The organism is Nocardia vinacea NBRC 16497 (genome assembly GCF_000308835.1).
GTDB classification, from domain to species: Bacteria; Actinomycetota; Actinomycetes; order Mycobacteriales; family Mycobacteriaceae; genus Nocardia; species Nocardia vinacea.
In genome coordinates this window covers 43,333-65,297 of sequence record NZ_BAGN01000115.1, presented here as the reverse complement: position 1 = coordinate 65,297, position 21,965 = coordinate 43,333, and the positions used below count along the sequence as shown (strand labels likewise).

Sequence of the window (21,965 nt, the reverse complement as noted above, 5' to 3'; positions counted from 1 at the left end):
TGTCGCGGTGACCGAGATCGGCTCGCTGACCACCGAAGCGTCGAATCCACGCACCAGCGCGCTGGATTCGATGCCGATCGACGAGTTGCTGCGCACCATGAACGCCGAGGATGTCGGGGTGGCCTCCGCGGTGGCGCAGGCGATTCCGGAGATCGCGCGGGCGGTCGAGCTGATCGTCGCGGCGCGGCGGCGCGGCGGTCGATTGATCTACGTCGGCGCGGGCACCAGCGGCCGCCTCGGGGTGCTCGACGCGGTCGAATGCCCACCGACCTTCGGCACCGATCCCGGTGAGGTCCTCGGCATAATCGCGGGCGGACCGGATGCCTTCCTGCGGGCTGTCGAAGGTGCCGAGGACGATCCCGCACTGGCCGTCGCCGACCTGGCCGCCATCGCACTCACCGGCGACGATGTGGTCGTCGCACTGGCCGCCAGCGGCCGAACTCCCTACGCCGTCGGCGCGCTGCAGTATGGCCGCTCGGTCGGTGCCGCGACGGTCGCGATTTCGTGCAACCGCAATGCCGAAGCCAGCGCACACGCCGACGTCGGCATCGAAATCGACACGGGCCCTGAGGTTTTGACCGGCTCCACCCGGTTGAAGGCGGGCACGGCACAGAAAATGGTGTGCAATATGCTCTCCACCGCCGCCATGGTGCGGGCGGGCAAGGTCTACGGCAACCTGATGGTGGATGTGAAGCCCACCAATGCCAAACTCGTCGACCGCGCATGCCGCATCGTCGCCGAGGCGACCGGAGCAGACCCCGCCACCGCCGCGGCCCTACTGGACGCAGCAGATGGTCACGTGAAAACCGCGATCGTCATGCGCCTGGCCGGAGTCGAAGCGTCGGCGGCCCGCGCACTGCTCCATGATGCGGACGGACGGGTACGCGACGCCGTGCATCACTGATATTCCGTTCGCCGAATCCCAGCGCGGCCAACCGCTACCCTGGCCCACAGTTCCGCGCCCCGGCGGAACGATGTGTCGGCAATTCGGAGGCGCCATGCTGTCCCTGCAGGAGATTTCCGACCGCCTGGAGATCGAGGACCTCATGGTCCGGTACTCACATGCGGTCGACACCCGACAGTGGGATCTGCTCGACGAGATTTTCACCGCGGATGCGCATATCGACTATTCGGCCATGGGCGGCGCGGTCGGTGATCTCGAATCCACCAAGAAGTTCCTCGCCACCGTGATGCCGAACTTCCTTGCGTTCCAACATCTCATCAGCAATTCGTCCATCACCGTCGACGGTGACAGCGCCACCGGGCGCACCATGTGTCACAACCCGATGCTGGTCTCGACCGGCGAAGGTCAGCAGAGTCTGATGCTGTGCGGGCTCTGGTATCTGGACACCTTCGCCCGCGTCGATGGCCGATGGCGGATCAGGCAGCGTGTCGAGGAGAAGAGCTTCATGTTCGTCGCGCCGGGCACTGCCTGAATACGAACCGAGGCTCCCGGATTCGGGAGCCTCGATCGGTCATTCGTGTTGGCATTTATCTTCGCACGAGCACTTGCCGCCATCCTGGCAACCGCACCGACAGTCCGGACCACAAGCACAGGGAAGAACGCTGGGAACCATCGCAAACCTCTCCGAAGTAGGGATTGCCGCCTGAGCCATAGCCGGGAAGTATAACCAGGCGCTCAGCCGGTCTTGTGTGCCACGGCGAAGACCCGTCGGAACGGCAGCCAGGTGGTGCCGTCGAGCTGGCGCGGATAGGCCGCACGCAAGAGCGGCGCCAACTGTGCGGTGAACTCCTGCCAGGCGGTGTCGTCGAGTGCGTTGCGTACCGGACGCAGGGCGGTTCCGGTGACCCATTCGAGTACCGGATCCTCCCCCGACAGCCGTTGCAGGTAGGTCGTTTCCCATGCGTCGACCGCACAGCCCGCGAGGGCGAGCACCTGGGCATACCCGCTGGGGTCGAGGACATCACGCGGCTGCAGTATGCCCGCGGGTGCGAGCCGGTCGCGCCATTCGGCGCGGCCCGCGAGTTCTCGAATCGCGAGGTGTGACGGTGCGTCGAAATTGCCGGGCACCTGGAATGCGAGCCAGGCGCCTGCGGGTAGCGAATGTACCCATTGGGGCAGCAGCGTCGTGTGCATCGGCACCCAGTGCAGTACCGCGTTGCTGATCACGACATCGGTATCCGGCGCCGGTTGCCACTCCTGCACCGTGCCGAGTTGTGCGTCGATGCCGAGACTCCTTGCCGCGGCGACCATTTCAGGCGATGAATCCGAGGCCTCGATAACCGCTCCCGGCCACCGCTCGGCCAGCGCAGCGGTGAGATGTCCTGGGCCGCAGCCGAGATCGACGACGCGGCGTGGATCCTCGGCCCCGATACGACCGAGTAGTTCGAAGAATGGACGCGAGCGGTGGTCATCGAAGGCCAGATACTTCTTGGGATCCCACATCGGCAGCTCCAAGTCGATTCAACCAAACCGTACGTACGTACTGTATTCTGCGTCGGCTGGTCCGGCAAGAAGCGGCCGGAATTTCCGGCGCACAGTGTGGGTTGGTGCGGAAAACAACCGATGGGAGTGCAGTGAACGACTTCAATGCGCAGGTGATCAATGAGTTCCGCGCCAATGCGGGCAAGGTCGGCGGGATGTTCGACGGTGCGTCGATGGTGCTGATCACGACGACGGGCGCCAAATCCGGCCGCCAGGTCACCAGCCCGCTGGTTTACCTCCCGGACGGCGAGCGGATCGTGCTCATCGCCTCGAACGGCGGTGCCGATAAGCATCCAGCCTGGTACCACAACCTGCGCGCCAATCCGGAATTCACCGTGGAGCTCGGCACCGAGAGCTATCCGGCGAAGGCCGAGGTGGTGACGGGCGCCGAACGCGACGAACTGTATGCGCGGATGGTCCAGATCATGCCTGGATTCGGTGAGTACCAAGCGAAGACTTCCCGGGTGATTCCGGTTGTCGCGGTGTATCGCCAAGTGGCCTGACGATCAACGTGCCAGCCCGGTCCACTGTGTCCGGGCTGGCACCAGTCGATCAGGATTTGTCGCCGAACCAGCGTCGCAGCGCTTCGGCGAGTCCATCGCGCTCACCGGAATCCGAGGCCCAGGCCACGTAGCCGTCCGGTCGGATCAGCATCGCGGAAAGATCGCGTGGTGCAACGGGTTTCGCGGTCACCACGCGCACCCGATCCGACCACGGTGCCGCGATCATCCGCAGCCCAGCGGAATCGGCCAGATCCAACAGGATTGCCCGACCATCGGCGAAGTGCGCACCGAGCCGACTGCCGTCGGACAGTTCGATATCCGGCGCGACGGCGCCGATCAGGTCGTGGCCACCGCCGAGGTCGTAGCGGTGCAGCACACCAGAGATCCTCTTGAAGATCGCGGTGCTGCCGTCGCGAGTGGCGAGCAGATCGGTCATGACTTCGCGTAATGCCTTGCTGCGCTGGTCGAGTCGCATCAGCGCGACCTGTGCGCGGGTCCACTCCAGCACCCATGCGCCGACCGGATGACGTTCTGCGGTGTAGGTGTCGAGCAGAGCTTCGCTCGCATCCCCGCGCACGACGGCGGCCAATTTCCAGCCGAGGTTGACCGCATCGCCGATGCCCAGATTGAGGCCCTGCCCGCCGAGCGGTGAATGCACATGGGCGGCGTCGCCGGCCAGCAGCACCCGGCCCTTGCGATATTCGGTGACCTGGCGGGTGTTATCGGTGAACCTTGTTGCCGAGTGCACGGCGGTGATCTCGACCGGCACACCCGATACCGCGCGCAGGCTGGCCTGTAATTCGGCCGCAGTGACCGGCGTTGTCCGGTCGGAAGGCGGGCCGTCGAGTTCCACCGTGACGATACGGCCCGGTGTCGGGCCATTGGTGTAGATCCCGGACTCGGTGGTGTTCCAACCCGGCCGCAAACCCTCCGCACCGGTCATGTCGACAACTGCCTGATGGCCGGTGATCTCCGGGTCCAGCCCCGGAAAATCGAACTCGGCCAGCTTGCGGACGGTGCTGCGGCCGCCGTCGCAGCCGACGAGCCAGTCCGCGCAGACGGTGCTGTCACCGAGCTGGACAGTGACACCGGTTTCGTCATCGTCGAATTCGGCCAATTCCACACCGCGCCGGACCTCGACGCCGAGTCCGGCGGCGCGCCGAGCCAGGATCGCCTCGATGGCCTGCTGCGGCACCAGCACCACTTCGGCACCGGGCCCGAGCTCGGCGAAAACCGGATCCTCGAAATCGATTTCGTCCATGCGGAGCACGATGCCCGCGAAATGACCGGCCATCGGCAGGCGCTGGCTCCCGGCATTCGGGAATAGGCCCGCCGCGCGAATGCGCTGCAACGTCGCACTCTGCTGCTCGCGCAGGTCGGGCAGCAGGCCGCGACGGTAGAACGCCTGCACGGTCGGCACATTGATCCCACCGGCCTTGATGGTCATATCGGGTTCGGTCAGCCGCTCGACCACCAGCACCTCGGCGCCGCCGAGGCGAAGTTCGCAGGCCAGCATCAGTCCGACCGGTCCGGCACCGGCGACGATCACATCGAATGTCTCGTTCATGAACTCGACTCTGCCGATGGGCGATTGCGGCGGACTTACAGCGCCTTGCACGCGCCTTGCGTCGCGCCGGAACTCACTGACGTCAGTCGAGCTGATCGCTGACGGCCACACCGATCTAGTGGTCGGTCTGCGCGCGCCCACGGCATATCCGCGGCTATTCCGGAAGTTCTGCGACGTGCTCGAAACTGTAGTCCGACGCCCGGTGCTGCGTAGAGAATCGAGTCGAGCGAAGGAGACTCATGGAACCGATTGTTTCCGTCACCGGCGGCAAGATTCGCGGCCGGACGACCGCCGGGGTCAGCGCATTTCTCGGAGTGCCGTACGCGGCGGCGCCGGTCGGGCCCGCGCGGTTCCGGCTGCCGACGCGAGTGCCGGACTGGCAGGGGGTTCGTGATGCGCTCACCAACGGCGCGACCTGCGTGCAGACCCCCTATCCCCCGCCGATCCACGCGCTGATCGGCAGTGACGGGATACCGGGCGACGAATATCTGAATGTCAATGTGTGGACACCGGATCCGGACGGTGCCGGACTGCCGGTCATGGTGTGGATCCATGGCGGCGCATTCACCCGGGGATCCAATGCAAGGGCGATCTACGACGGTACGGCGTTCGCGCGCGACGGGGTCGTGCTGGTTTCGATCAACTACCGGCTCGGCATATCCGGCTTCGCGGCAGTACCCGACGCACCGCTCAACCGGGGACTACACGATCAACTGTTCGCGCTGCAGTGGGTGCAGGAGAACATCGCGGCCTTCGGTGGGGATCCGAACCGGGTCACCATATTCGGTGAGTCGGCGGGTGGGATGAGTGTGGCGACGCTGATGGCGTCGCCGCTTTCGCGCGGGTTGTTCCGGCAGGCGATCATGCAGAGCGGCAATGGATCCGCCGCGGTGGCCGTAGAGGATGCGCGCAAACTCGCCGGAGAATTGGCCACAAGTTTGGGAACGAATCCCACCGCGGCGGATTTCGGCGAACTCGGTCCCGATGAGCTGCGCGCGGCGCAGGACGCACTCGCGCTCGCGCTGATGAGTGATCCGGATCCGGCGCGATGGGGGTCGTCGATCATTGCCAATGGCATGGGGATCATGAGTCTGCTTCCGGTGATCGATGGTGAGGTGGTCGAAGGGCAACCGGTCAAAGTGCTTGCCGCGCAACCTGATCGGGCCGTGCCGCTCATCGCCGGATGCACCGCCGAGGAGTTCCGGTTCTTCACGTTTCCGACCGGCATCGCCGCCGGAATCACAGCGGACACACTACCTTTCGTACTCACCCGCTACGGACTCGATTCCGCGCTCGGGGATATCTACGGTGCGAATCGTCCCGGTGACACGGCAGCGGATATCTTCGCCGCGATCATTACCGACCGGGCCTTCCGCTCGGACACCCTGCGGATCGCGCAGTCGAACGCCGCCGCGGGTGCGCCGAGCTATGCCTATGAGTTCGCGTGGTCATCCGGCATCGAGGGGCTCGGTGCCTGTCACGTTCTGGAGGTGCCGTTCGTCTTCGATGCACTCGCGGGCGCGCACACGTTGACCGGCCCCAATCCGCCGCAACCGCTCGCCGATGAAATCCATTCGGCGTGGGTGGCTTTCGCCGAGTCCGGTGATCCCGGGTGGGCGCGCTTCGAGGAGGACTCGCGGCTGGTGCAGATCTTCGACAGTCCGGAGTCGGGTGTCGTGAGTGATCCGCGCGGGGACGAATTGGCGGCGCTGCGGAAGTCGGTCGCTTAACGGATCAAGATCAGGTGTAACTGGTGGCGGTCGAGCGAGGCGGCCGGTGGCCCCTACCTGTCGAGTGCACTGGAAATCGTTGTGGCGGAGGCGCGTAAGGCGGCGCGGGCCGCGACAACGGCTGGGTGTCGGCCAGTGCCGCGCCGGTAGGCCAGGTGGGTTTTGCGTCGGGTCGGTAAGGCGGTGAGCACCACGTTCGGAGGTGGGTCGAGTGCGCCGAGTTCGGGCACGAGGGCGACCCCCTGGCCGGCCGCGACCAGGGCGAGGACCGTACTGAAATCGTCCACGTGATGGCGGACCCGCGGCGTGAATCCCGCCGCCTGGCAGGCCCGGATCGTCATGGTGTGACAGAGCGTGCCAGGGGTGCCGACGATCCAGGAGGCGTCACGGTGGTCGTCGAGCGGTGCGGCGATCCGGGCGGCCAGGTAGATGGTCTCCTCGAGCAGCGGCTCGGTGTCCAAGGCGGGATCGGGTTCGGCGGGTACATAGTCGTACTCCTGGACCAGCGCGACGTCCAGGGTGTCCGTGCGCAGTGCATCCGGGACGGTGGCCGGATCCAGTTCTGTCACAATCAATTCCAGTGCCGGATGATCGCGGCTCAGTGCGACCGATGCCGGGGCGAGGATGGTGGCGACCGCCGTCGGGAAAGCGCCGATGCGCAGCGTTCCGGTGAGTGCGGCGCGGGAGGCAGCGAGGTCGGCGGTGGCCTGTTCGAGGGCCGCGAGGATCGTCTCCGCGTGTTCGACCAGGGTGAGGGCGGCGGGGGTGAGAGTGACGCGTCGCCCGGTCCGCTCGAGCAGCGGTACGCCTGCCTCCCGCTCCAGCGCGGTCAACTGCTGCGAGACTGCCGACGGCGTGTAGCTCATCGCCGCCGCGACCGCCGCGATCGTCTTGCGATGGGCCAGTTCGCGCAGCAGGCGCAGCTTCCGAACATCGAGCATCAGTTCAGCTTATGCTCAACGGAATAAATGTGAACTGGACCTGAAGTATTGCCGCGGGTCAGTCTGGAAACCATGACGCTCACCGGCCTCTTCGTCCCCCTGATCACGCCATTCGCCGCCAACGGTGAACTGGCCGCCGACGCACTGGCGGGCTTGGCCCACGAGGTACTCGACGACGGCGCAACCGGCATCGTCGCTCTCGGCACCACCGCCGAAACCGCCACCCTGAGCCCCGAAGAGCGCCACCGCGTTCTCGACATCTGCGGCGCCGTCTGCCGAGAACGCAACGCTCCCTTGATCGCCGGAGCGGGCACGAACTCCACTACGGATTCGGCCCGAGCACTCGCTGCCCTCGGCACCACCGTCACGGCCGCACTCACCGTCGTCCCCTACTACACCCGGCCCTCCGAAGCAGGCGTCCTCGCCCACTTCCGGCACCTGGCCGCCACCAGCCCGGTCCCCCTCATCGTCTACAACATCCCGTACCGCACCGGCCGCGCCCTCGGTACCGACACCCTCCACGAACTCGCCCGCATTCCGAACATCATCGGCTTCAAACACGCCGTCGGCGGTATCGACGACACCACAACCACATTCATGGCCACCCTCCCATCCGATGTCACCGTCCTAGCCGGTGACGACCTGCACGCCGCCCCACTCCTGGCCCTCGGCGCTCCCGGCGCCATCCTCGCCAGCGCCCACCTGGCCACCTCCGCCTTCGCCACCCTGATCCACCTCTGGCACAACGGACCCATCCAAGAAGCTCGCACCCTCACCCACCGCCTCACCCCTCTCTCCGCAGCCCTCTTCGCCGAACCCAACCCGGTAGTCATCAAATCCGCCCTCGCCGCCCAAGGCCGCATCCCCACCCCCACCGTCCGCCTCCCTCTCCTCCCCGCCGCCCCGGAAACAACCACCGCCACCCTCGAAGTCCTGAACCAGCTTTCCGTAACTGTCAGTCGGGCCTTCGCCTTCGATGAACGCGCGGTAATGCCGACTTTCAGAGGTTCTGTGGCGGTCGAGCACCGCAAATCATTCAACGGACTCGGGATTGCGCCATTCCTCGTCGATGGAGAATGCGCCGTGATGGCCCTTGTGCAGGCCGCAAACGGTTAGCGCGAGTACGCCGTGACCCTGCACGCGCGTGTGCGGACCGAGTCCTGCCGGGTCGACCGACGCCTTCGCGGCGACATTGAGTGGTGTCGCCAGATCGGGGATTCCGGTTACCTGCTGGAACTGGCGCCACAGGCTGAGATGGTCGAGCGGTTGGGGGGCGCCCCACGGTGTCGGTTCCGCGTTTTCGACGCGAAACCTCGCATCGCGGGTGTAGGAGGCCCACTCGTCTCCGTTGAATCCGTTGTCGGACAACCACTGCCGCTCGTCGTGATGTCGCAGACCGGCTTCGGCGGGATGTGGCGCGCCGAAATGGTCGAAATCCCGATCAGCGTCGTCTTGGTACCAGTCGTGTACGTAGTAGCGTTGTAGTCGACCGTGCTCGGCCATGCACCATCCCCACCGGTCGCCACAGCCACCATCCTCTATGAGGTTGTACCACTGCGCGCGCCCGAATCGCCTGCTCAGCTCGATGCAGCGGGATTCTCGAAGCTCACGCTCAGAAGGCGGGTCTATCTCGAGCACATCCTCGATCGTGATCGGGTGCCGGCGCCTCAGCTCGATCTCGCGTTCGTGGGCGTCGCCCTCGCGCGTCAGCACAGGGTTGCCGAAAACCAGTGTCCAGCCGTTCAATACCGGGCTGACGTACATGCGGGTGCAGTCGTGGTGTTCGGAGTAGCTCCGTTCGAACGGCCTACCCGCTTCGGCGTTGCGCCAGGGGTGGGTGCCCATGCACCAGGTCGCGGGAATCGGATCGTGGAGGTCGAACGCGTCGAGCACAGCGACTTGATCGTCGGTCTCGACGGCATACCATTCGCCCTGAGGCACGATAGGTCTTGGTATCTCCACGGCAATCTTCGCGGCGATGAGCCGCGCCAACGCGGTGAGATCGGGTGTGTCGAGTTGCCGCCAGCCGAGCCGGACCAGCGCCAGCAGAGCACCGCGGCGCTCCGGAATCGGTGCGCGCCTGGTGGCATGCAATAGTGGCAGCGTCGCAGGACCCAGCTTCGCGAAAACCGCCGCAGCCTCGTAGCGAGCCGAGGCGTGGGCCAGCACCGGAATCAGCAACGGCGCGTAAGCGACCGCCCGATCATCGCCGATCTGCCTGGCGACATTCCCCGGCCGGAGCGGCCAGCCGTGCTCACCACGCACGACCTTCGCATCACCATTGACAATCCCATCGGCGTAGGTCGCCACCTTCTCCAGGTCATCGGTGGGCAAATCCATTGCGATACAGCAGAGTTCAAGAATTCTGCGAGTGCGCGCCGGTTCGTCGAGTAGCGGCACGTTCGCGATCGCTTCGGTGAGCTGCCGATATGCGGGTGGGCCGATGCGGCGCAATACCGACACGATGATCTCGTCACCGACGAACGGTTCGGGCGCCAAGAGCTGCGCCACCAGCAGTTCGACCGCCGCTCGGCCAACGCCGACAAGCGTATCCGTGGCGGCGTTACGGGTCTGCGGGTCGGCCAACTCGAGCGTCACCGCGTACAAATCCATAACGAATTCGTAGCAGGACCTCCCGACAGTGCTGTACGCATTCATGGGGACCCGTCCGCTTCGCCCCGGCTCGCACATACAAGCGCCGAGGAAGATAGGGCAGTCTGTTCCGGCGGCACAGCGCGCTTTGTCGAGCCAACATCGCTCATGCCGCTGATCGTGCGTTGCTCGGTTTTCGTCATCCAGAACTTGACGATCTTCTCCTGCTCGTCGGGATCGTTGTCGGCGATCACCCCGTGGTTGCCGAAATCGATCTCGGCGGCCGACTCGGTGAATCCCGCTCGCGAACTCGCGGTCGCGCGAGCGATTCTTGCGGGATTCATGGTTGATTCGGCATTGGCTGTCCGGGAGGGTTGCGCCAGGTGGGGCGTTGGGCGTTGGTGATCCAGCGGAGGGTCCATTCGGCGGGGCCGTAGCGGAACCAGTGAAGCCAGAGTGCGCTCAGGGCTAGTTGGAGGGTGAAGACGAGCAGGGCTGTGGACATGGTGGCGAGCGGGGAGAAAGTGCCGGCGGCGGCCAGGCCTATGCCGGTGAAGATCAGTAGGCCGATTGCTGATTGGGCGAGGTAGTTGGTGAGGGCTATGCGGCCTGCGGGAGCCAGCGCTGTGCGGATGAAGGACGTGTGGGGGCTGTGCATTGCTCGCAGCAGAGTTGCGACATAGGCGGCGGTGAGGAATGGGGCGGTGGCGACGCTGATCGCTACCGAAAGGGTATGGCCGGTGCCGCCGCCGATGGTGAACAGGATGCTGCCTGCGAGGCCGATGGGGAAGCCGATGAGTTGGATTCGGCGCAGGATGGGTTCGTCGCCGCGTACGTGGGCGAGCAGTTTGCGACGGCCCGCCACCAAGCCGAGTAGGAACATGGCCAGTGCGGTCGGTCCCTGCAGCGTAAGAGATTGCAGGACAAGGAGTCCGAGGCCGTCGAGGTGTTCGCCGATAATGTCGCCCCAACCGCCGAGCATGGCCTGGGTTGCACTCTCGGCATTGGCCTGTGCCTCGGCGGTCGAGGGCAGCAGTGCCGACGCATCGAGGAACACAGTGCCGAGCAGCAGGCTCCCCACGACCAAGCCGTACAGAATCGCCGCGACGCGCAATGCGGTTCGGTCGCTGACCCGCCGCATCCAGAACAACACCAAGCACGCCACCGCATACGTGGTGAGTACGTCGCCCGCGTACAGGAACACGATGTGCAGCACACCGAGGACGAACAGGCCTCCGATGCGACGCAGCATCCGCGGTTCGAAGGCGGCTCGCGCGGCAGCCGCCGATTCCATCTGCAGGGTGAAGCTGTAGCCGAACAGGAATGAGAACAGCAGATAGAACTTCATATCGACGAACACCTCGGACAGTCCGCGCACGGCATCGTCGAGGGTGGAGGTGTAGTCGGGGTCGATCACCAGATTGCCGGGATAACCCGAGGCCATGAAGGTGATATTGACGATGAAGATGCCCAACAAGGCGAAGCCGCGCAGGGCATCGACGTCGTGCACCCGGGATCTGGAGGCGACCAGCTGATCGGTCATTGTGTTCTCCGCAAATCGATAGTATCCAAGGGATACTATCCAACATATACTATCTCTCGGGCTAGTATCCGCCAAAAGCATCGGCGATCCCGAGGAGGTAAGGCCGTGGCCGACGAGGCGGTGCCCGCCGACCTGGGCAGGCTCTGGAGACTCCCGACACCCGCACGGCTCGGCCGACCGGCGGAACTGGACGTCGACCGGGTCGTGCACGCAGCGGTGGATCTCGCCGATCGCTCCGGGCTGGGCGCGGTCACGCTGCTGAAGGTCGCGCAGACACTGGGTTTCACGAAAATGGCGCTGTACCGCCACGTCGGTTCCAAGGACGAACTCTTCGAGCTGATGGCCGATTTCGCCATCGGCCCGGCACCGGATCTCGGTACCGCACCCATCGAGTGGCGGGCCGGGCTGCGGCAGTGGGCGCATGCGATGCGCGCGGTCTACGCCGCGCATCCGTGGCTGCCGCAGGTACCGATCTCCGGGCCGCCCCGTGGTCCGAACACGATCGGCTGGATGGACGCCGCGCTGCGCGCACTCGCCGACACCGGACTCACCTGGGCCACCAAGGCGGGCATCCTGATGCTGGTGAGCGCACATGTGCGGCAAGCGAGTCTGCTCACCCAGCAGCTCACCGAGGCACGGCGCGGCACGGGTCTCGACGAGGTACAGGCCAATCGGAACTACCGCCGCACGCTGGCCGTCCTCGTCGATCCGGACCACTTCCCGGAGGCGGCCGCACTGTTCGCCAGTCCGCTGTTCGAATCACCGCCGGACGGGGATGCCGATGCCGCCGACCAGGACTTCGTCTTCGCGCTGGAATTGATCCTCAACGGCGTGGCCGCCGAGATCGATGGCGCATAGGACTCAATCGAGCAAACGCCAGGTCCAAGTGGTGGACAGTTCCAACGGGTCACTCGCGGTGACCGGCCGCGGGTGGGTGTTGATGCCGTTGGGCGGACCGGATTGTGGCTCGACACAGGCGGCTTCGGGTTGTTGGTCGAAGACGACGACCCACTCGGCGGGACTGGTGATGGTCAGCTCCAGAGCATCGGGCCAGTTCAGGGTGACAGTGGTGCCATCGGGCATCGCAAAACAGTCATCCCATGGACCGGGTTGCGGGGCAATGCGGCGTCCGGTCGGCAGATAGTCGGGGCCGCGCTCCTCCTGCCCGGCCGGGGTGAAGTCGAGCTCGATGTCCTTGCCGGAGCCCAGATTTCGCAGAAACCACGGATGCCAACCGACCTGCGCCGGAAACGGCTCGCCCGCTGTTTCGACCCGCATGGTCAGGGTGATCGAGTGCTCGGAGAGCTGGAATTCCTGGGTGACTCGCCCGCGATACGGCCACGGGTCCGTGAGCTCGCAGCTCAGCGCGGCGGTGGATTCCGTGGTGCTGAGGACGTGCCAGGCCCTATCGCGCGCGGTGCCGTGGATAGCGTGTGGATCGGCGTTGATCGGCAGCTGATGCAACGTGCCGTCATACCGGAACTGCCCCAATCCCATCCGTCCACACCAGGGCGCCATCGGAAACGCGCCGTACCGTGCGCCCTGCCGCAACAGTTCCAGCTCACCGACCCGCAAACTGGTCAGCCGTCCGCCATTCTCCGGCGCGATGCTGACCTGTGCCTTCCCTGCGGTCAGCACAACACGGAGATTGCCTGCATCGGCCATGAGCGCTCCTCCTCGGACTATGGGTCAGGTAAGACACAGTGCCATGAGCAGCCCGGTTGCGCTGACCGACGCGGCGCGCCCGAAACACCGGAGGTGACTTACCTGGCGCGACGGGAGCGGGCATGCTTGGGTTAGAGCGGCATCGACGGTCGGAAACGTGAGGTGACGGATTTGCTGGATATAGTGCGGGGCGTGTCCTTCGTCCAGCTTGCGCTCGACCGGATCCCGGAGCCGTACCGGTCATATCTGATCCAGCGGCGTGAGCTGCTCAAGTTCGCCGTCGTGGGTGGGATCACCTGGTTCATCGACACCGGGATCGTCTATGCGCTGAAGTTGACGGTGCTGGGCGAGAAGCCGCTCACCGCGCGCGTGCTCGGTGTGCTGATCGCGACGATCGTGTCGTATGTGCTCAATCGGGAGTGGTCGTTCCGGACCAGGGGCGGCCGGGAGCGGCATCACGAGGCTGCGCTGTTCTTCGCGATCAGTGCGCTCGGGATCGGTGTCACGCTGTTGCCGCAGGCGGTCGCGCTGTATGTACTCGATATCCGGGTGCCGCACGTCAGCCCGGTCACCCAGGCCGTCTCGAACTTCATCACCGGCCAGATTCTGGGCGTGCTGCTCGCGATGGCGTTCCGGTACTGGGCGTTTCGGCGGTATGCCTTCCCCGACGATCTCGTCCAATCGGAGCTCGAACCGCGGTAGGTCGCTTACCTTCGAGGTAATTGCCCCGATTCGGCGACCGGGGCGAAGATCGCCGGTATGACACAGATCGGCCTGCTGCTACCCAGCCGCGAAACCTCGATGACCGGCGAACACGATGCCGCAGGATTGGTCCGGTTCGCGCGGGCCGCCGAGGATGCCGGGTTCGATTCGGTGTGGATCGGCGATTCCCCGCTGGCACGAACCCGAGTCGATCCGCTGCCACTGCTCGCCGCCGTCGCCGCGACTACCGCGCGCGTCCAACTCGGCACCGCCGCACTCACCGCGACTTTGCGTCATCCACTGCTCGGCGCCCACACCGCCGCCACCGTCGACCAACTCAGCAACGGCCGGTTGGTCCTCGGTCTCGGTGCGGGATTCCCGCTACCCGAGAGCCGGGACGAGTTCGCCGCTGTCGGTGTGCCTTTCGACCAACGCGTCGGCCGGCTCGACGAAACGGTCGCCATCTGGCGCCGGAGTTGGTCCGGCGGAACCGAATTTGACGGCCGCTACTGGCAACTCGATGATCTGACCCGCACTCTCCCCGCCGCGAGCCCGGCCGGTCCCCCGCTGTGGCTGGCGGGCAGTGACACACCTCGAGTGCTCGAACGGGTGGCCCGGTATTACGACGGCTGGCTACCGTTTCTACCGGACCCGGACGCCTACGCCCGCGCATGGCACACCCTGCGCGAAAAGACCACCCGCAGCATCACCCCCGCCCTCTATGCCACCATCAATATCAACCCGGACTCCGCCGCCGCACGTACCGAACTCGACGGCTACGTCCGCCGGTACTACCGCCGATCGCTGGACGAAATGTCCACGATTCAAGCCTATTTCGGCGGTTCCGCCGACGAATGCGTCCATTGGCTCGGACGGTACCTCGATGCGGGTGCGCAGCATCTGGTGCTGCGCATCGGCTCACTGCAGGCCCGTCGCCAGCTGGATCTGCTCGCCGACGCCCTACTCCGAACGGCTTGAACCTCAGCCCTTCATCTGGGCGATCTGAATCAGGTTGCCGCAGGTGTCGTCGAGTACCGCAGTGACAACCGGACCCTGATCGAGTGGCTCCTGAGTGAATCGCACGCCGAGCCCGCGCAACCGCTCGTACTCGGCGTACAGATCGTCCACCGCGAACGACGTGAACGGAATTCCGTCCTCGACCAGCGCCTCCTTGAACGGCCGGACCGCCGGATGCCCATCGGGCTCCAACAGCAATTCGACGCCGTCCGGTTCCTGTTGTGACACGACCGTCAGCCAGCGCGCCTCGCCGAGTGGAACCTCGGTCTTCTTCACGAAGCCGAGCACCTCGGTGTAGAAGCGCAATGCTTTGTCCTGATCGTCGACCAGAACACTGGTGATATTGATGCGGATCATCGGTCCTCCATAAGCCAGCGGTGAGTGAGCCGCCGCAGTGGTTCTCGATTCAGATGGTGGAATTTGTACCGGCCGTCCCGGCGCGTGGTCACCAGACCGGCCGCTGCCAGCACGTCCAGATGCTGCGAAATCGCCTGCCTGCTCGAAGTGAGCTGATGGCCCATGGTGAGCCGCGCGCAAAGCTCGAACAAGGTCTGGCCGTCGCGATCGGCCAGTTCGTCGAGGATCGCCCGACGTGTGGGGTCGGCCAGCGCCTTGAAGACATCGCCGCTCACACCCTTCACTATAGGCAAGTAGCTACTTGCCTATCAAGTGGAGTTCAGATCGAAAACAGGGCGGGCGAATGTGTCGGCGGCCGAGTTAAATTGGGTTGATGAGCTATGAGTTCGTGGTGCTGCCCGCGGGCGCGGCGGCATCGCCGGGGGACGTACTTCAATATTTTCGATCCAGACGCGGGCAACCCGCCGATGACCACCTCTACCAGACCGTAATCGCCGGTCTGCACAGCTGGAACAGCCGAATTCCGGCCGCTGCCCGGCACGCCCGGCTGCGGATCGAGGCGGCCGGAGACTCGGTGCGGGTAACCGCCGCTGACAGTGTGGATCGCCGCAGGACTCGCGGCTCCGCTATGGACTACGCCGCGCCGCGGGTACGCGAACTCATCGAAGCCCTCATCGCGGGTTTCGCATATGAGATCTACGATGCGCGGTCCAACACCTTGACCAGCCCCGAGATACGCCGCTACGCCTCGATCGATATCGGCGGTGAACGCAGATACTCCTCACTCACCCAGCGCGAGATTTTCGACTGGGTCCGCCAACTCCACCTGCTGGCCGCCACCCCATTTCTGATCGCCGAAAAGCGAAACGACGCAAAGAGTTTCATCCGGGCCCACCGCAACTCCGCCACCGACTACACCCTCGAAATCCACCACCCGGTCCGCGACCAACGCCTGCGCGCCACAGTGACCGACGGCGCGACCGTTGCCCAACTCATCTGGGACTGGGCCAGCGACGAGTGGAGCCGACTGGACGGCATCGACTGGGCACCTTTGGAATGAAATAGTCAGCACCACTGGGCAATTCGCGCAGCGGCCGTTCGCCGATTGCAGTCTTCCTCGGTCACGTCCTCGGCCATGCCACGAATTCGTTCCCGCACCATCGGCATCCGATCACGTGCTCGGCTCGGCGGACGACATGGCACGACCGTAAGTCGCCACGGCCGCGCCGGAAACCTATTTATCTCTGGGACACAGGCATCCCCTACGACGAATGCCCAGGCAATACACATACCGTGTCGAGCCCGAGCACATGATTGAGCCGCCCGAAGGCCAGCCACGACCCGATGCTCATACTCAATTCGACGATTTCGGTCTGGCTGTACTGCGCGCGCATCCGATCCCAGAATTCGTCATCGAGATTGTGGTGATCGATGGCGTAGCGTTCGGCGTATTCGGCGGCGAGCCGGGTGCGTTCGTCGAACAGCTCGGTGGTACGCCAGTTGGTCACCGCGTCCGCGAACTCCGGCTCCACCTTCTTACCGTCGCGCTCGGTGCGCCAATCCAGGCAGAAGATGCAGCCGTTGACCTGGGCGATCTTCAGTCGTGCCGCCTCGAATTCGCGCAGTCCGAGGGTCGAATGCGAATACACCGACAGCGAGAAGTTCGAGGCGGCCAAGCCGATGCCGGGCACCATCTCGCCCCACACGTAACCGATCGGGTCCTTGCCCTCGGGGATGTCGATGATCATGGATGCTTCCTTCCGAGCTTGCCGACTGCGGGACGCAGTGGGACATCGAGCGCGTCATAGAGTCCGGGTTCGGCGGCGACGAGCCAGTCGATGGCATTCACCAATCGACCGACCGCGGTGGCATTGCCGCCCGCGGAACGGTTTCCGTCCTCGTCGGCGGCCTCGATGGTGATCTCGATACGCGGGTGGCCCTCGATGAGCACGCGGTGCGCGCCCTCGCCGTCCGGCGGCGTCGGCCAGTCCGGCGCGCAGGACGGGTGGATCCGGGTGATGTGCTCGATGATGATGCGCGACTCCCCCTCGACGATCCCCTGCACCTCGAATCGCAACGCGCCCTGCGTACCCGACGCGAACTCACCCATGCGCTCGGTGGTCACGGTGGCATCGAGCGCGCGGCGGTCCAGGGTTTCGCGGATCTCCTCGAGTTCGACGCCCAGCGCCCGCGCCATCAACCGAATCTGCCCGCCCCACACCATGGTCGGTATGCCCGGCGCCACCATCGGCGGCAGATAGTCCATCGGCTGGCCCATACCGACCAGATAGCGCACCGAATCGGGCTGGTCGTAGGTGGTGTAGTCGAAGATCTCCTGGCAGCGGATCACATCCACGGTGCTGCCGAGTCCGCTCATCAGCAGCGGCAGCACATCGTTGCCCCAGCCGGGATCGACACCGGAGACGAACAGCGACCCGCCGCCCCGCGCGATCGCCGCCAGTACCGGATCTCGCATTTCGGGTGGGGCGCTGCGCGGATCGTAGAGCGCGTAGAGCGCCGGGGTGACGACGACCGCACCGGACTCGATGGCCAGGACGATGTCGGCGAGCGCGTCGTCGGGTCGGATATCACCCGAGGCCGCGTACACCACAGCCCGTGGTCCGGCGGCCAGGGCGGCCACGATATCGGCGGTCGCCGCAATGCCGAGGTCGTAGTCGAGCCCCGCGAGCCGACCCGCATCGCGGCCGACCTTATCCGGATTGTGGACGAGCACGCCCGTGAGTTCCAGCGCCGGGTGTGCGTCGACGGCGCGGATGGCCGCGCGGCCGACATTGCCGGTGCCCCAGACAATCGTGGGGATCATCGAGTGAGCGTAGCAAGCGCTTGGTTTGGTGACCGGGATTATGGGGATTACGCAGTGGGACTTGGGAATTCGCGCGGTTATTTCGCGGTGTTATAGCGGACCAGATAGTCGGCGAAACGCCGGATGTCGGCGTCATCCCATGCCGTCAAGCGCTCGGCGAACTCCTGATGGCGACGCCGCTCGGCCGCCCCCGCGACCCGCCGGCCCTCCGGCGTCGGCCGCAGGATGTGGTTGCGCCGGTTCTCCGGATCGACCTCCCGGGTCAGGTACCCCAAGCGCTCCAGCGCACCCACCTGTCGGCTGACCGTGGATTTGTCGAGCACGAAGTGGTCCGCGAGATCGGTCGCCTGACAGCCGTCGCGCTCGATGACCAGATCCAGAATGCTCGACGCCACCAGCGACAACTCCGGATGCAGCTCCGAGGCGCGGCCGCGGGCGCGCCGAGCGAAGGCGGTCAGTTCGCGCTGGATGATGTGGATCGCCGCGGTGCGCGGTTCGATGGACATGGTTGCACTATACATCAGTTGTATGATACAACAGTAATAGTTGTATTTACCAACTATTAGGAGTTGACCTTCATGCGTTCGCACCAGCTACGGCATGTCGCCGGACATCTGCTGACCCCACTGCTGATGTGTCTCGGCATGGCGCTGGCCTATCTTGGTGCGTTCCATCAACCCGAGCCGAACCATCTGAAGGTGGCTGTGGTCGGCACATCCGCGCGGGACATGGTGCTGGCGCAGACCATGAAGGACAAGGCCGGCGACGCGCTCGAGGTCGTCACGCTGCCCACCCGTGACGACGCCACCGCACAGCTGCGCGACCGCACGCTCTCCGGCGCCTACATTCCCGACGCGCAACATCCCGAACTGGTTGTGGCCAAGGCCAATTCCGACACCACGGCGATGGCGGTCGAGTTGGTGTTCCGGCAGGTTGCCGGGACGCAGGGGGTGCCGATGACGGTCACCGATATCACCCGGACTGCCAGCGGTGACCCCACCGGACAGGGTCTGTTCTTTCTGCTCGTCGCCCTGAGTATCGGCTCCTACGGCAGCGTCGCCGCGATCGGCGCGGCGGGCGCCGGACTGTCCATGCGGGTGCGCGCGGCGATCGGCCTGGCGACCGCACTGGTGGTCAGCATCATCGGAATCGTGGTGGCCGCGCCGGTCTTCCATGTCGTCGACCACGACTACGCGGCAATCTGGGCGATGGGCTGGCTGTACTCGGCGGGCATCATCACCGTCGGGATCGGACTGCACACCTTCCTGAAGCGCTGGACCACGCTCGCGCTGATGGTGCTGTTCGTCATGCTCAACTTCACCACCTCCGGCGGCATCTACCGCCCCGAACTGCAGAACGGCCTCTTCGGTTCGCTGCACGCCTTCTGGAACGGTGCGGGTTTCGTGGAGGGTGCGCGCAGCCTGCTGTACTTCGACGCAGGTGCGGGTTTCGCCGGCCGCATCGCGAGCCTGTTCGTGTGGCTGGTCGTCGGCGCGGTAATGCTGGTGGTGGCCGCGCGACACGAACGCCGTTACTCCCCCGCGCCTACCGCTCCCGCGCGTGCACAGCGCCCCGCCGAGGCCGAGGCGGAAATAGCAGAGGCAGTCGGCGTCTGACAACTCAACGTTCGATTCGACCCACGTTTCGTGGGTCGAATCTTTCGCGGTCGCGTCGCATCGCGGTCCGGGACCGGGTACGATGATCGCATCGCCGCTCTGGCATTCGAATTCCGCAGAACCCGATTTATATGTAACCGTGAGTTACATATAAATGCGTGACGATGCAGGATCGGGCATGAACTGCAATTTCACGTGGCGCGCAACGTCTTCGAACACACCAAGTTGATCGGCGGCCCCCGTCAGGTGCAAGATCGTGGATGTGTCGCGTGGCGGCGCCGGGTGGACGGCGATCGGCATGGAGGCACCGTGATCGAGGAGTCCGCCGTGCGTCCACATTCGCGCTCGCACTGAGGTCGAGCGGGGCATCGAGGCCCCACCGCATTCCAGCACCCTTCGCGGAGCCGCACGGCCCGTGCGTCTTCCTCGAACGAGAGACGATCCATGGCATCAACCGACCTCGACGCAAACCGGGCGCGCGCCCTCGGACAGGAACTGGTGGCGATACACGACTGGCTGCGAACCGAACTCACGCGAATACGCGCGGATGTCACCGACTATGCGGCAGGTGCAGAGCTGCGGCCGACGCAACTTCGCGTGCACTGCACCGCATTCTGCGCCGCGCTGACCCGACACCACACCGGCGAGGACACCGCAGGGTTCCCGGCACTTGCCGACCAGTTCCCCGAACTGGCCCCGGTATTGGCCGAACTGCGCACCGATCACCAACTGGTTGCCGATATCCTGCGCAGACTGACCGAACTGCTCGACTCGATCGGGCCGGACAATGCCGATACCGTACGGCGCGAACTCGATGGATTGGCCGCCATCCTGGAATCGCACTTCCACTGGGAGGAACGCAGGCTCGTGCAGGCTTTCGACGAACTCGAAATGGGTACCAGGACGGGCGAGGAACTTCTCGGCGTCACGGTCGCGGTGGGTCGCATGCGGTCCGCTCGGGACTGAATCAGCCAGCACATCAGAGGCGGGTACGGTATTACCGGCCGGACCGCGTAGACAGGGGCGAGGAAGCATCGGTGAAAGGTCGGGGCGCGATATGAATCAACCGTATTCGCACTGGTATGCCCAGAATTCGCCGGAGAACCTACCCCTGGCCGCCCGCTACCGATCCGCCGACCCGATCACTTGGAACGGCAGCCTGATCTATCCGATGTACACCGAACAGGTCGGATCCGCGCCGATCCTGGTCACCATGAAGCTGCTGTCCGCGGCACCGCCCGCGGGGCTGCGCGGACACGGAATCGGGCTGTCGGTGGTCGACGGGCACATCGGCATCGATGGCAGACGCCTGGCCGGGGTCGACGTATGGAGCGATGCCCTGGCCGCCGGCGTCACCTTCGAGGTAGTCCCGACCGATGCGGGCGCACTGTTCTCGTTGACCCCGGTCTGGGTCGACGGGTTCGGCGCACAGAAATCCTGGTCGGGCAACTACGGCATCCTCATCGAACAACCACCGACCGGCCGAATCATCCTCTGGTGCAGCGTCGGCGAGGGCCCACCGAATTTCGCCAACTTGGTGGTCGAGGTGGAAACCGCGAGTCTGCCCGCCGACTCCGCCCGGACGCCTGCCGCCGCGCCCCAAGCGCCACCACCCGCGCAACCGCGACCGGACACATCCGTGCAGCCGGCGCCACCGACTCAGCCGCAGCGCACCGTATCCGTTGCCCTAGAGCAGCCTCGACTCCCTGAGCCGCCGCCGACGTCACCTGACCTCGAATTGGTGCGGTTCCCGGAACCGCTGCAAACGACATTCGCCCACCCCGAACTCCCGGCGGCCGAGCAGACCACACCGTTGCAACCCGCGCGCACCCGGTTGGCGGAACCGTCAGTAGCCGAGCAGGTTCCGGTGATGCAGGAACAGGCAGCGGATACCGACCACACCCCGCTCCCGGAACCACCGAAGCCCGAGCAATCCAAATCGCGGGAGCGCACCAATGACGGCGACCGCGGCTATCGCGCAGCCCTCTACGATCTCGGCGTCGCCATGTTCGGCCGCGGCGAGGAAGAACAAGCCTGCGGTCTGTGGGCACAGGCCGCCGAGGCCGGGCACGCCGGCGCGGCCTATGACCTCGGCGTCGTTCTGTTCAATCGTGGTGAACTCGGCGATGCCGAGCGCTGGTGGCGCACCGCGGCCGACCGCCGCGAATCACGCGCCATGACCGGACTCGCCGAGCTCCTCGAACGCCAGGGCAATCACGCCGAAGCCGAGATCTGGCGCGCCTGTGTCGCCGAGGAGCAGACCGACGAACACGATCAATCGGTGAATTCCGGCTGAGTCGCAGCAGGATTCGCCGCCAGTTGGGCCCTGGCGGCCATCAGCGCGAAGCCGAGCAGGTTGAGTCCACGCCAGGCAGCCGGATTCTCGGCACGCGGATCAGTCAGACCGTCGACAACGAACGGTGCGGGCCACCATTGGTCAGCATCCGGGGCCCACCCTACCC

The 21,965-nt window shown here is 65.4% G+C and carries 25 protein-coding genes; 12 read left to right on the top strand and 13 right to left on the bottom strand.

What is annotated here, in order from left to right; all coding sequences use genetic code 11:
• The first annotated feature begins 7 nt into the window (after positions 1-7).
• Both murQ and ON44_RS16005 read left to right on the top strand, forming a co-directional pair.
• Positions 8-904 (top strand): N-acetylmuramic acid 6-phosphate etherase, encoded by an 897-nt coding sequence (murQ, locus tag ON44_RS16010; RefSeq protein ID WP_040690693.1) that lies wholly within the window; start codon positions 8-10, stop codon positions 902-904.
• Positions 905-998: 94 nt separating this feature from the next.
• On the top strand, positions 999-1,436 hold the full coding sequence (locus ON44_RS16005) for a nuclear transport factor 2 family protein (RefSeq protein ID WP_040690797.1): 438 nt from the start codon (positions 999-1,001) through the stop codon (positions 1,434-1,436).
• A 203-nt stretch (positions 1,437-1,639) separates the two neighbouring features.
• On the opposite strand, the gene ON44_RS16000 is transcribed toward ON44_RS16005, so the two are convergent.
• Positions 1,640-2,407 (bottom strand): trans-aconitate 2-methyltransferase, encoded by a 768-nt coding sequence (locus ON44_RS16000; RefSeq protein ID WP_040690690.1) that lies wholly within the window; start codon positions 2,405-2,407, stop codon positions 1,640-1,642.
• Positions 2,408-2,538: 131 nt separating this feature from the next.
• Between ON44_RS16000 and ON44_RS15995 the strand changes: the two genes are divergently transcribed.
• A complete protein-coding gene (locus tag ON44_RS15995) occupies positions 2,539-2,949 on the top strand; it encodes a nitroreductase family deazaflavin-dependent oxidoreductase (protein WP_040690687.1) in 411 nt (136 codons plus the stop codon).
• A gap of 49 nt (positions 2,950-2,998) precedes the next feature.
• On the opposite strand, the gene ON44_RS15990 is transcribed toward ON44_RS15995, so the two are convergent.
• Positions 2,999-4,516 (bottom strand): FAD-dependent monooxygenase, encoded by a 1,518-nt coding sequence (locus ON44_RS15990; RefSeq protein WP_085998546.1) that lies wholly within the window; start codon positions 4,514-4,516, stop codon positions 2,999-3,001.
• A 239-nt stretch (positions 4,517-4,755) separates the two neighbouring features.
• Here ON44_RS15990 and ON44_RS15985 point away from each other — a divergent pair, with 239 nt between their 5' ends.
• Positions 4,756-6,246: a carboxylesterase/lipase family protein gene (locus ON44_RS15985; protein ID WP_040690684.1), complete on the top strand. Its 1,491-nt coding sequence runs from the start codon at positions 4,756-4,758 to the stop codon at positions 6,244-6,246.
• A gap of 53 nt (positions 6,247-6,299) precedes the next feature.
• Here the strand turns inward: ON44_RS15985 and ON44_RS15980 are convergent, their stop codons facing one another.
• Positions 6,300-7,187 carry a LysR family transcriptional regulator gene (locus tag ON44_RS15980; protein ID WP_040690682.1) on the bottom strand — a complete coding sequence of 296 codons (888 nt, stop codon included), beginning with the start codon at positions 7,185-7,187 and terminating at the stop codon, positions 6,300-6,302.
• Positions 7,188-7,259: 72 nt separating this feature from the next.
• On the opposite strand from ON44_RS15980, the gene dapA reads away from it, so the two are divergent.
• Positions 7,260-8,303 carry a 4-hydroxy-tetrahydrodipicolinate synthase gene (gene dapA, locus ON44_RS15975; RefSeq protein WP_083897914.1) on the top strand — a complete coding sequence of 348 codons (1,044 nt, stop codon included), beginning with the start codon at positions 7,260-7,262 and terminating at the stop codon, positions 8,301-8,303.
• On the opposite strand, the gene ON44_RS15970 is transcribed toward dapA, so the two are convergent.
• The 3 genes from ON44_RS15970 to ON44_RS15960 form a co-directional block, all read right to left on the bottom strand.
• Entirely contained in the window at positions 8,220-9,800 is a 1,581-nt protein-coding gene (locus tag ON44_RS15970) for a hypothetical protein (RefSeq protein WP_040690680.1), read from the bottom strand. The two genes, dapA and ON44_RS15970, sit on opposite strands and share 84 nt — an antisense overlap.
• A 41-nt stretch (positions 9,801-9,841) precedes the next feature.
• A complete protein-coding gene (locus tag ON44_RS15965) occupies positions 9,842-10,033 on the bottom strand; it encodes a hypothetical protein (protein ID WP_169338068.1) in 192 nt (63 codons plus the stop codon).
• An 86-nt stretch (positions 10,034-10,119) separates the two neighbouring features.
• Complete coding sequence (locus ON44_RS15960; protein WP_040690675.1) at positions 10,120-11,322, bottom strand: DUF418 domain-containing protein; 1,203 nt, start codon at positions 11,320-11,322, stop codon at positions 10,120-10,122.
• Between the two features lie 105 nt (positions 11,323-11,427).
• Here ON44_RS15960 and ON44_RS15955 point away from each other — a divergent pair, with 105 nt between their 5' ends.
• Positions 11,428-12,180 carry a TetR/AcrR family transcriptional regulator gene (locus tag ON44_RS15955; protein WP_218007583.1) on the top strand — a complete coding sequence of 251 codons (753 nt, stop codon included), beginning with the start codon at positions 11,428-11,430 and terminating at the stop codon, positions 12,178-12,180.
• 3 nt (positions 12,181-12,183) lie between these two features.
• Here the strand turns inward: ON44_RS15955 and ON44_RS15950 are convergent, their stop codons facing one another.
• Complete coding sequence (locus tag ON44_RS15950) at positions 12,184-12,987, bottom strand: aldose epimerase family protein (RefSeq protein WP_040690674.1); 804 nt, start codon at positions 12,985-12,987, stop codon at positions 12,184-12,186.
• 192 nt (positions 12,988-13,179) lie between these two features.
• On the opposite strand from ON44_RS15950, the gene ON44_RS15945 reads away from it, so the two are divergent.
• Both ON44_RS15945 and ON44_RS15940 read left to right on the top strand, forming a co-directional pair.
• A complete protein-coding gene (locus tag ON44_RS15945) occupies positions 13,180-13,689 on the top strand; it encodes a GtrA family protein (protein ID WP_040690789.1) in 510 nt (169 codons plus the stop codon).
• Between the two features lie 57 nt (positions 13,690-13,746).
• Positions 13,747-14,667 (top strand): LLM class flavin-dependent oxidoreductase, encoded by a 921-nt coding sequence (locus tag ON44_RS15940; RefSeq protein ID WP_040690672.1) that lies wholly within the window; start codon positions 13,747-13,749, stop codon positions 14,665-14,667.
• Positions 14,668-14,670: 3 nt separating this feature from the next.
• Here ON44_RS15940 and ON44_RS15935 read toward each other — a convergent pair whose 3' ends face one another.
• Together ON44_RS15935 and ON44_RS15930 are read right to left on the bottom strand one after the other, a co-directional pair.
• Entirely contained in the window at positions 14,671-15,060 is a 390-nt protein-coding gene (locus ON44_RS15935) for a VOC family protein (protein WP_174415070.1), read from the bottom strand.
• Positions 15,060-15,350 carry an ArsR/SmtB family transcription factor gene (locus ON44_RS15930; protein WP_040690787.1) on the bottom strand — a complete coding sequence of 97 codons (291 nt, stop codon included), beginning with the start codon at positions 15,348-15,350 and terminating at the stop codon, positions 15,060-15,062. The genes ON44_RS15935 and ON44_RS15930 overlap by 1 nt, the downstream gene beginning before the upstream one ends.
• Positions 15,351-15,436: 86 nt before the next feature.
• On the opposite strand from ON44_RS15930, the gene ON44_RS15925 reads away from it, so the two are divergent.
• Positions 15,437-16,123 (top strand): hypothetical protein, encoded by a 687-nt coding sequence (locus tag ON44_RS15925; protein WP_040690667.1) that lies wholly within the window; start codon positions 15,437-15,439, stop codon positions 16,121-16,123.
• Positions 16,124-16,325: 202 nt separating this feature from the next.
• Here ON44_RS15925 and ON44_RS15920 read toward each other — a convergent pair whose 3' ends face one another.
• The 3 genes from ON44_RS15920 to ON44_RS15910 all read right to left on the bottom strand — a co-directional run bounded on the left by ON44_RS15920 (position 16,326) and on the right by ON44_RS15910 (position 18,393).
• Positions 16,326-16,811 carry a carboxymuconolactone decarboxylase family protein gene (locus ON44_RS15920; protein ID WP_040690666.1) on the bottom strand — a complete coding sequence of 162 codons (486 nt, stop codon included), beginning with the start codon at positions 16,809-16,811 and terminating at the stop codon, positions 16,326-16,328.
• Positions 16,808-17,887 (bottom strand): NAD(P)H-dependent amine dehydrogenase family protein, encoded by a 1,080-nt coding sequence (locus tag ON44_RS15915; protein ID WP_040690665.1) that lies wholly within the window; start codon positions 17,885-17,887, stop codon positions 16,808-16,810. Before ON44_RS15915 ends, ON44_RS15920 begins: the two co-directional genes overlap by 4 nt.
• Before the next feature lie 77 nt (positions 17,888-17,964).
• Positions 17,965-18,393, bottom strand: a complete 429-nt coding sequence (locus ON44_RS15910) for a MarR family winged helix-turn-helix transcriptional regulator (RefSeq protein WP_040690663.1) — start codon at positions 18,391-18,393, stop codon at positions 17,965-17,967.
• A 72-nt stretch (positions 18,394-18,465) separates the two neighbouring features.
• Between ON44_RS15910 and ON44_RS15905 the strand changes: the two genes are divergently transcribed.
• Entirely contained in the window at positions 18,466-19,503 is a 1,038-nt protein-coding gene (locus ON44_RS15905) for a membrane protein (RefSeq protein WP_040690661.1), read from the top strand.
• A 144-nt stretch (positions 19,504-19,647) separates the two neighbouring features.
• Here ON44_RS15905 and ON44_RS15900 read toward each other — a convergent pair whose 3' ends face one another.
• Positions 19,648-19,803, bottom strand: a complete 156-nt coding sequence (locus ON44_RS15900) for a hypothetical protein (protein ID WP_157187172.1) — start codon at positions 19,801-19,803, stop codon at positions 19,648-19,650.
• Between the two features lie 144 nt (positions 19,804-19,947).
• Between ON44_RS15900 and ON44_RS15895 the strand changes: the two genes are divergently transcribed.
• Positions 19,948-20,469 (top strand): hemerythrin domain-containing protein, encoded by a 522-nt coding sequence (locus ON44_RS15895; protein WP_063721571.1) that lies wholly within the window; start codon positions 19,948-19,950, stop codon positions 20,467-20,469.
• Between the two features lie 91 nt (positions 20,470-20,560).
• Positions 20,561-21,799, top strand: coding sequence for a tetratricopeptide repeat protein (locus tag ON44_RS15890; RefSeq protein ID WP_040690657.1), 1,239 nt, complete (start codon positions 20,561-20,563; stop codon positions 21,797-21,799).
• The last annotated feature ends 166 nt before the right edge of the window (positions 21,800-21,965 follow it).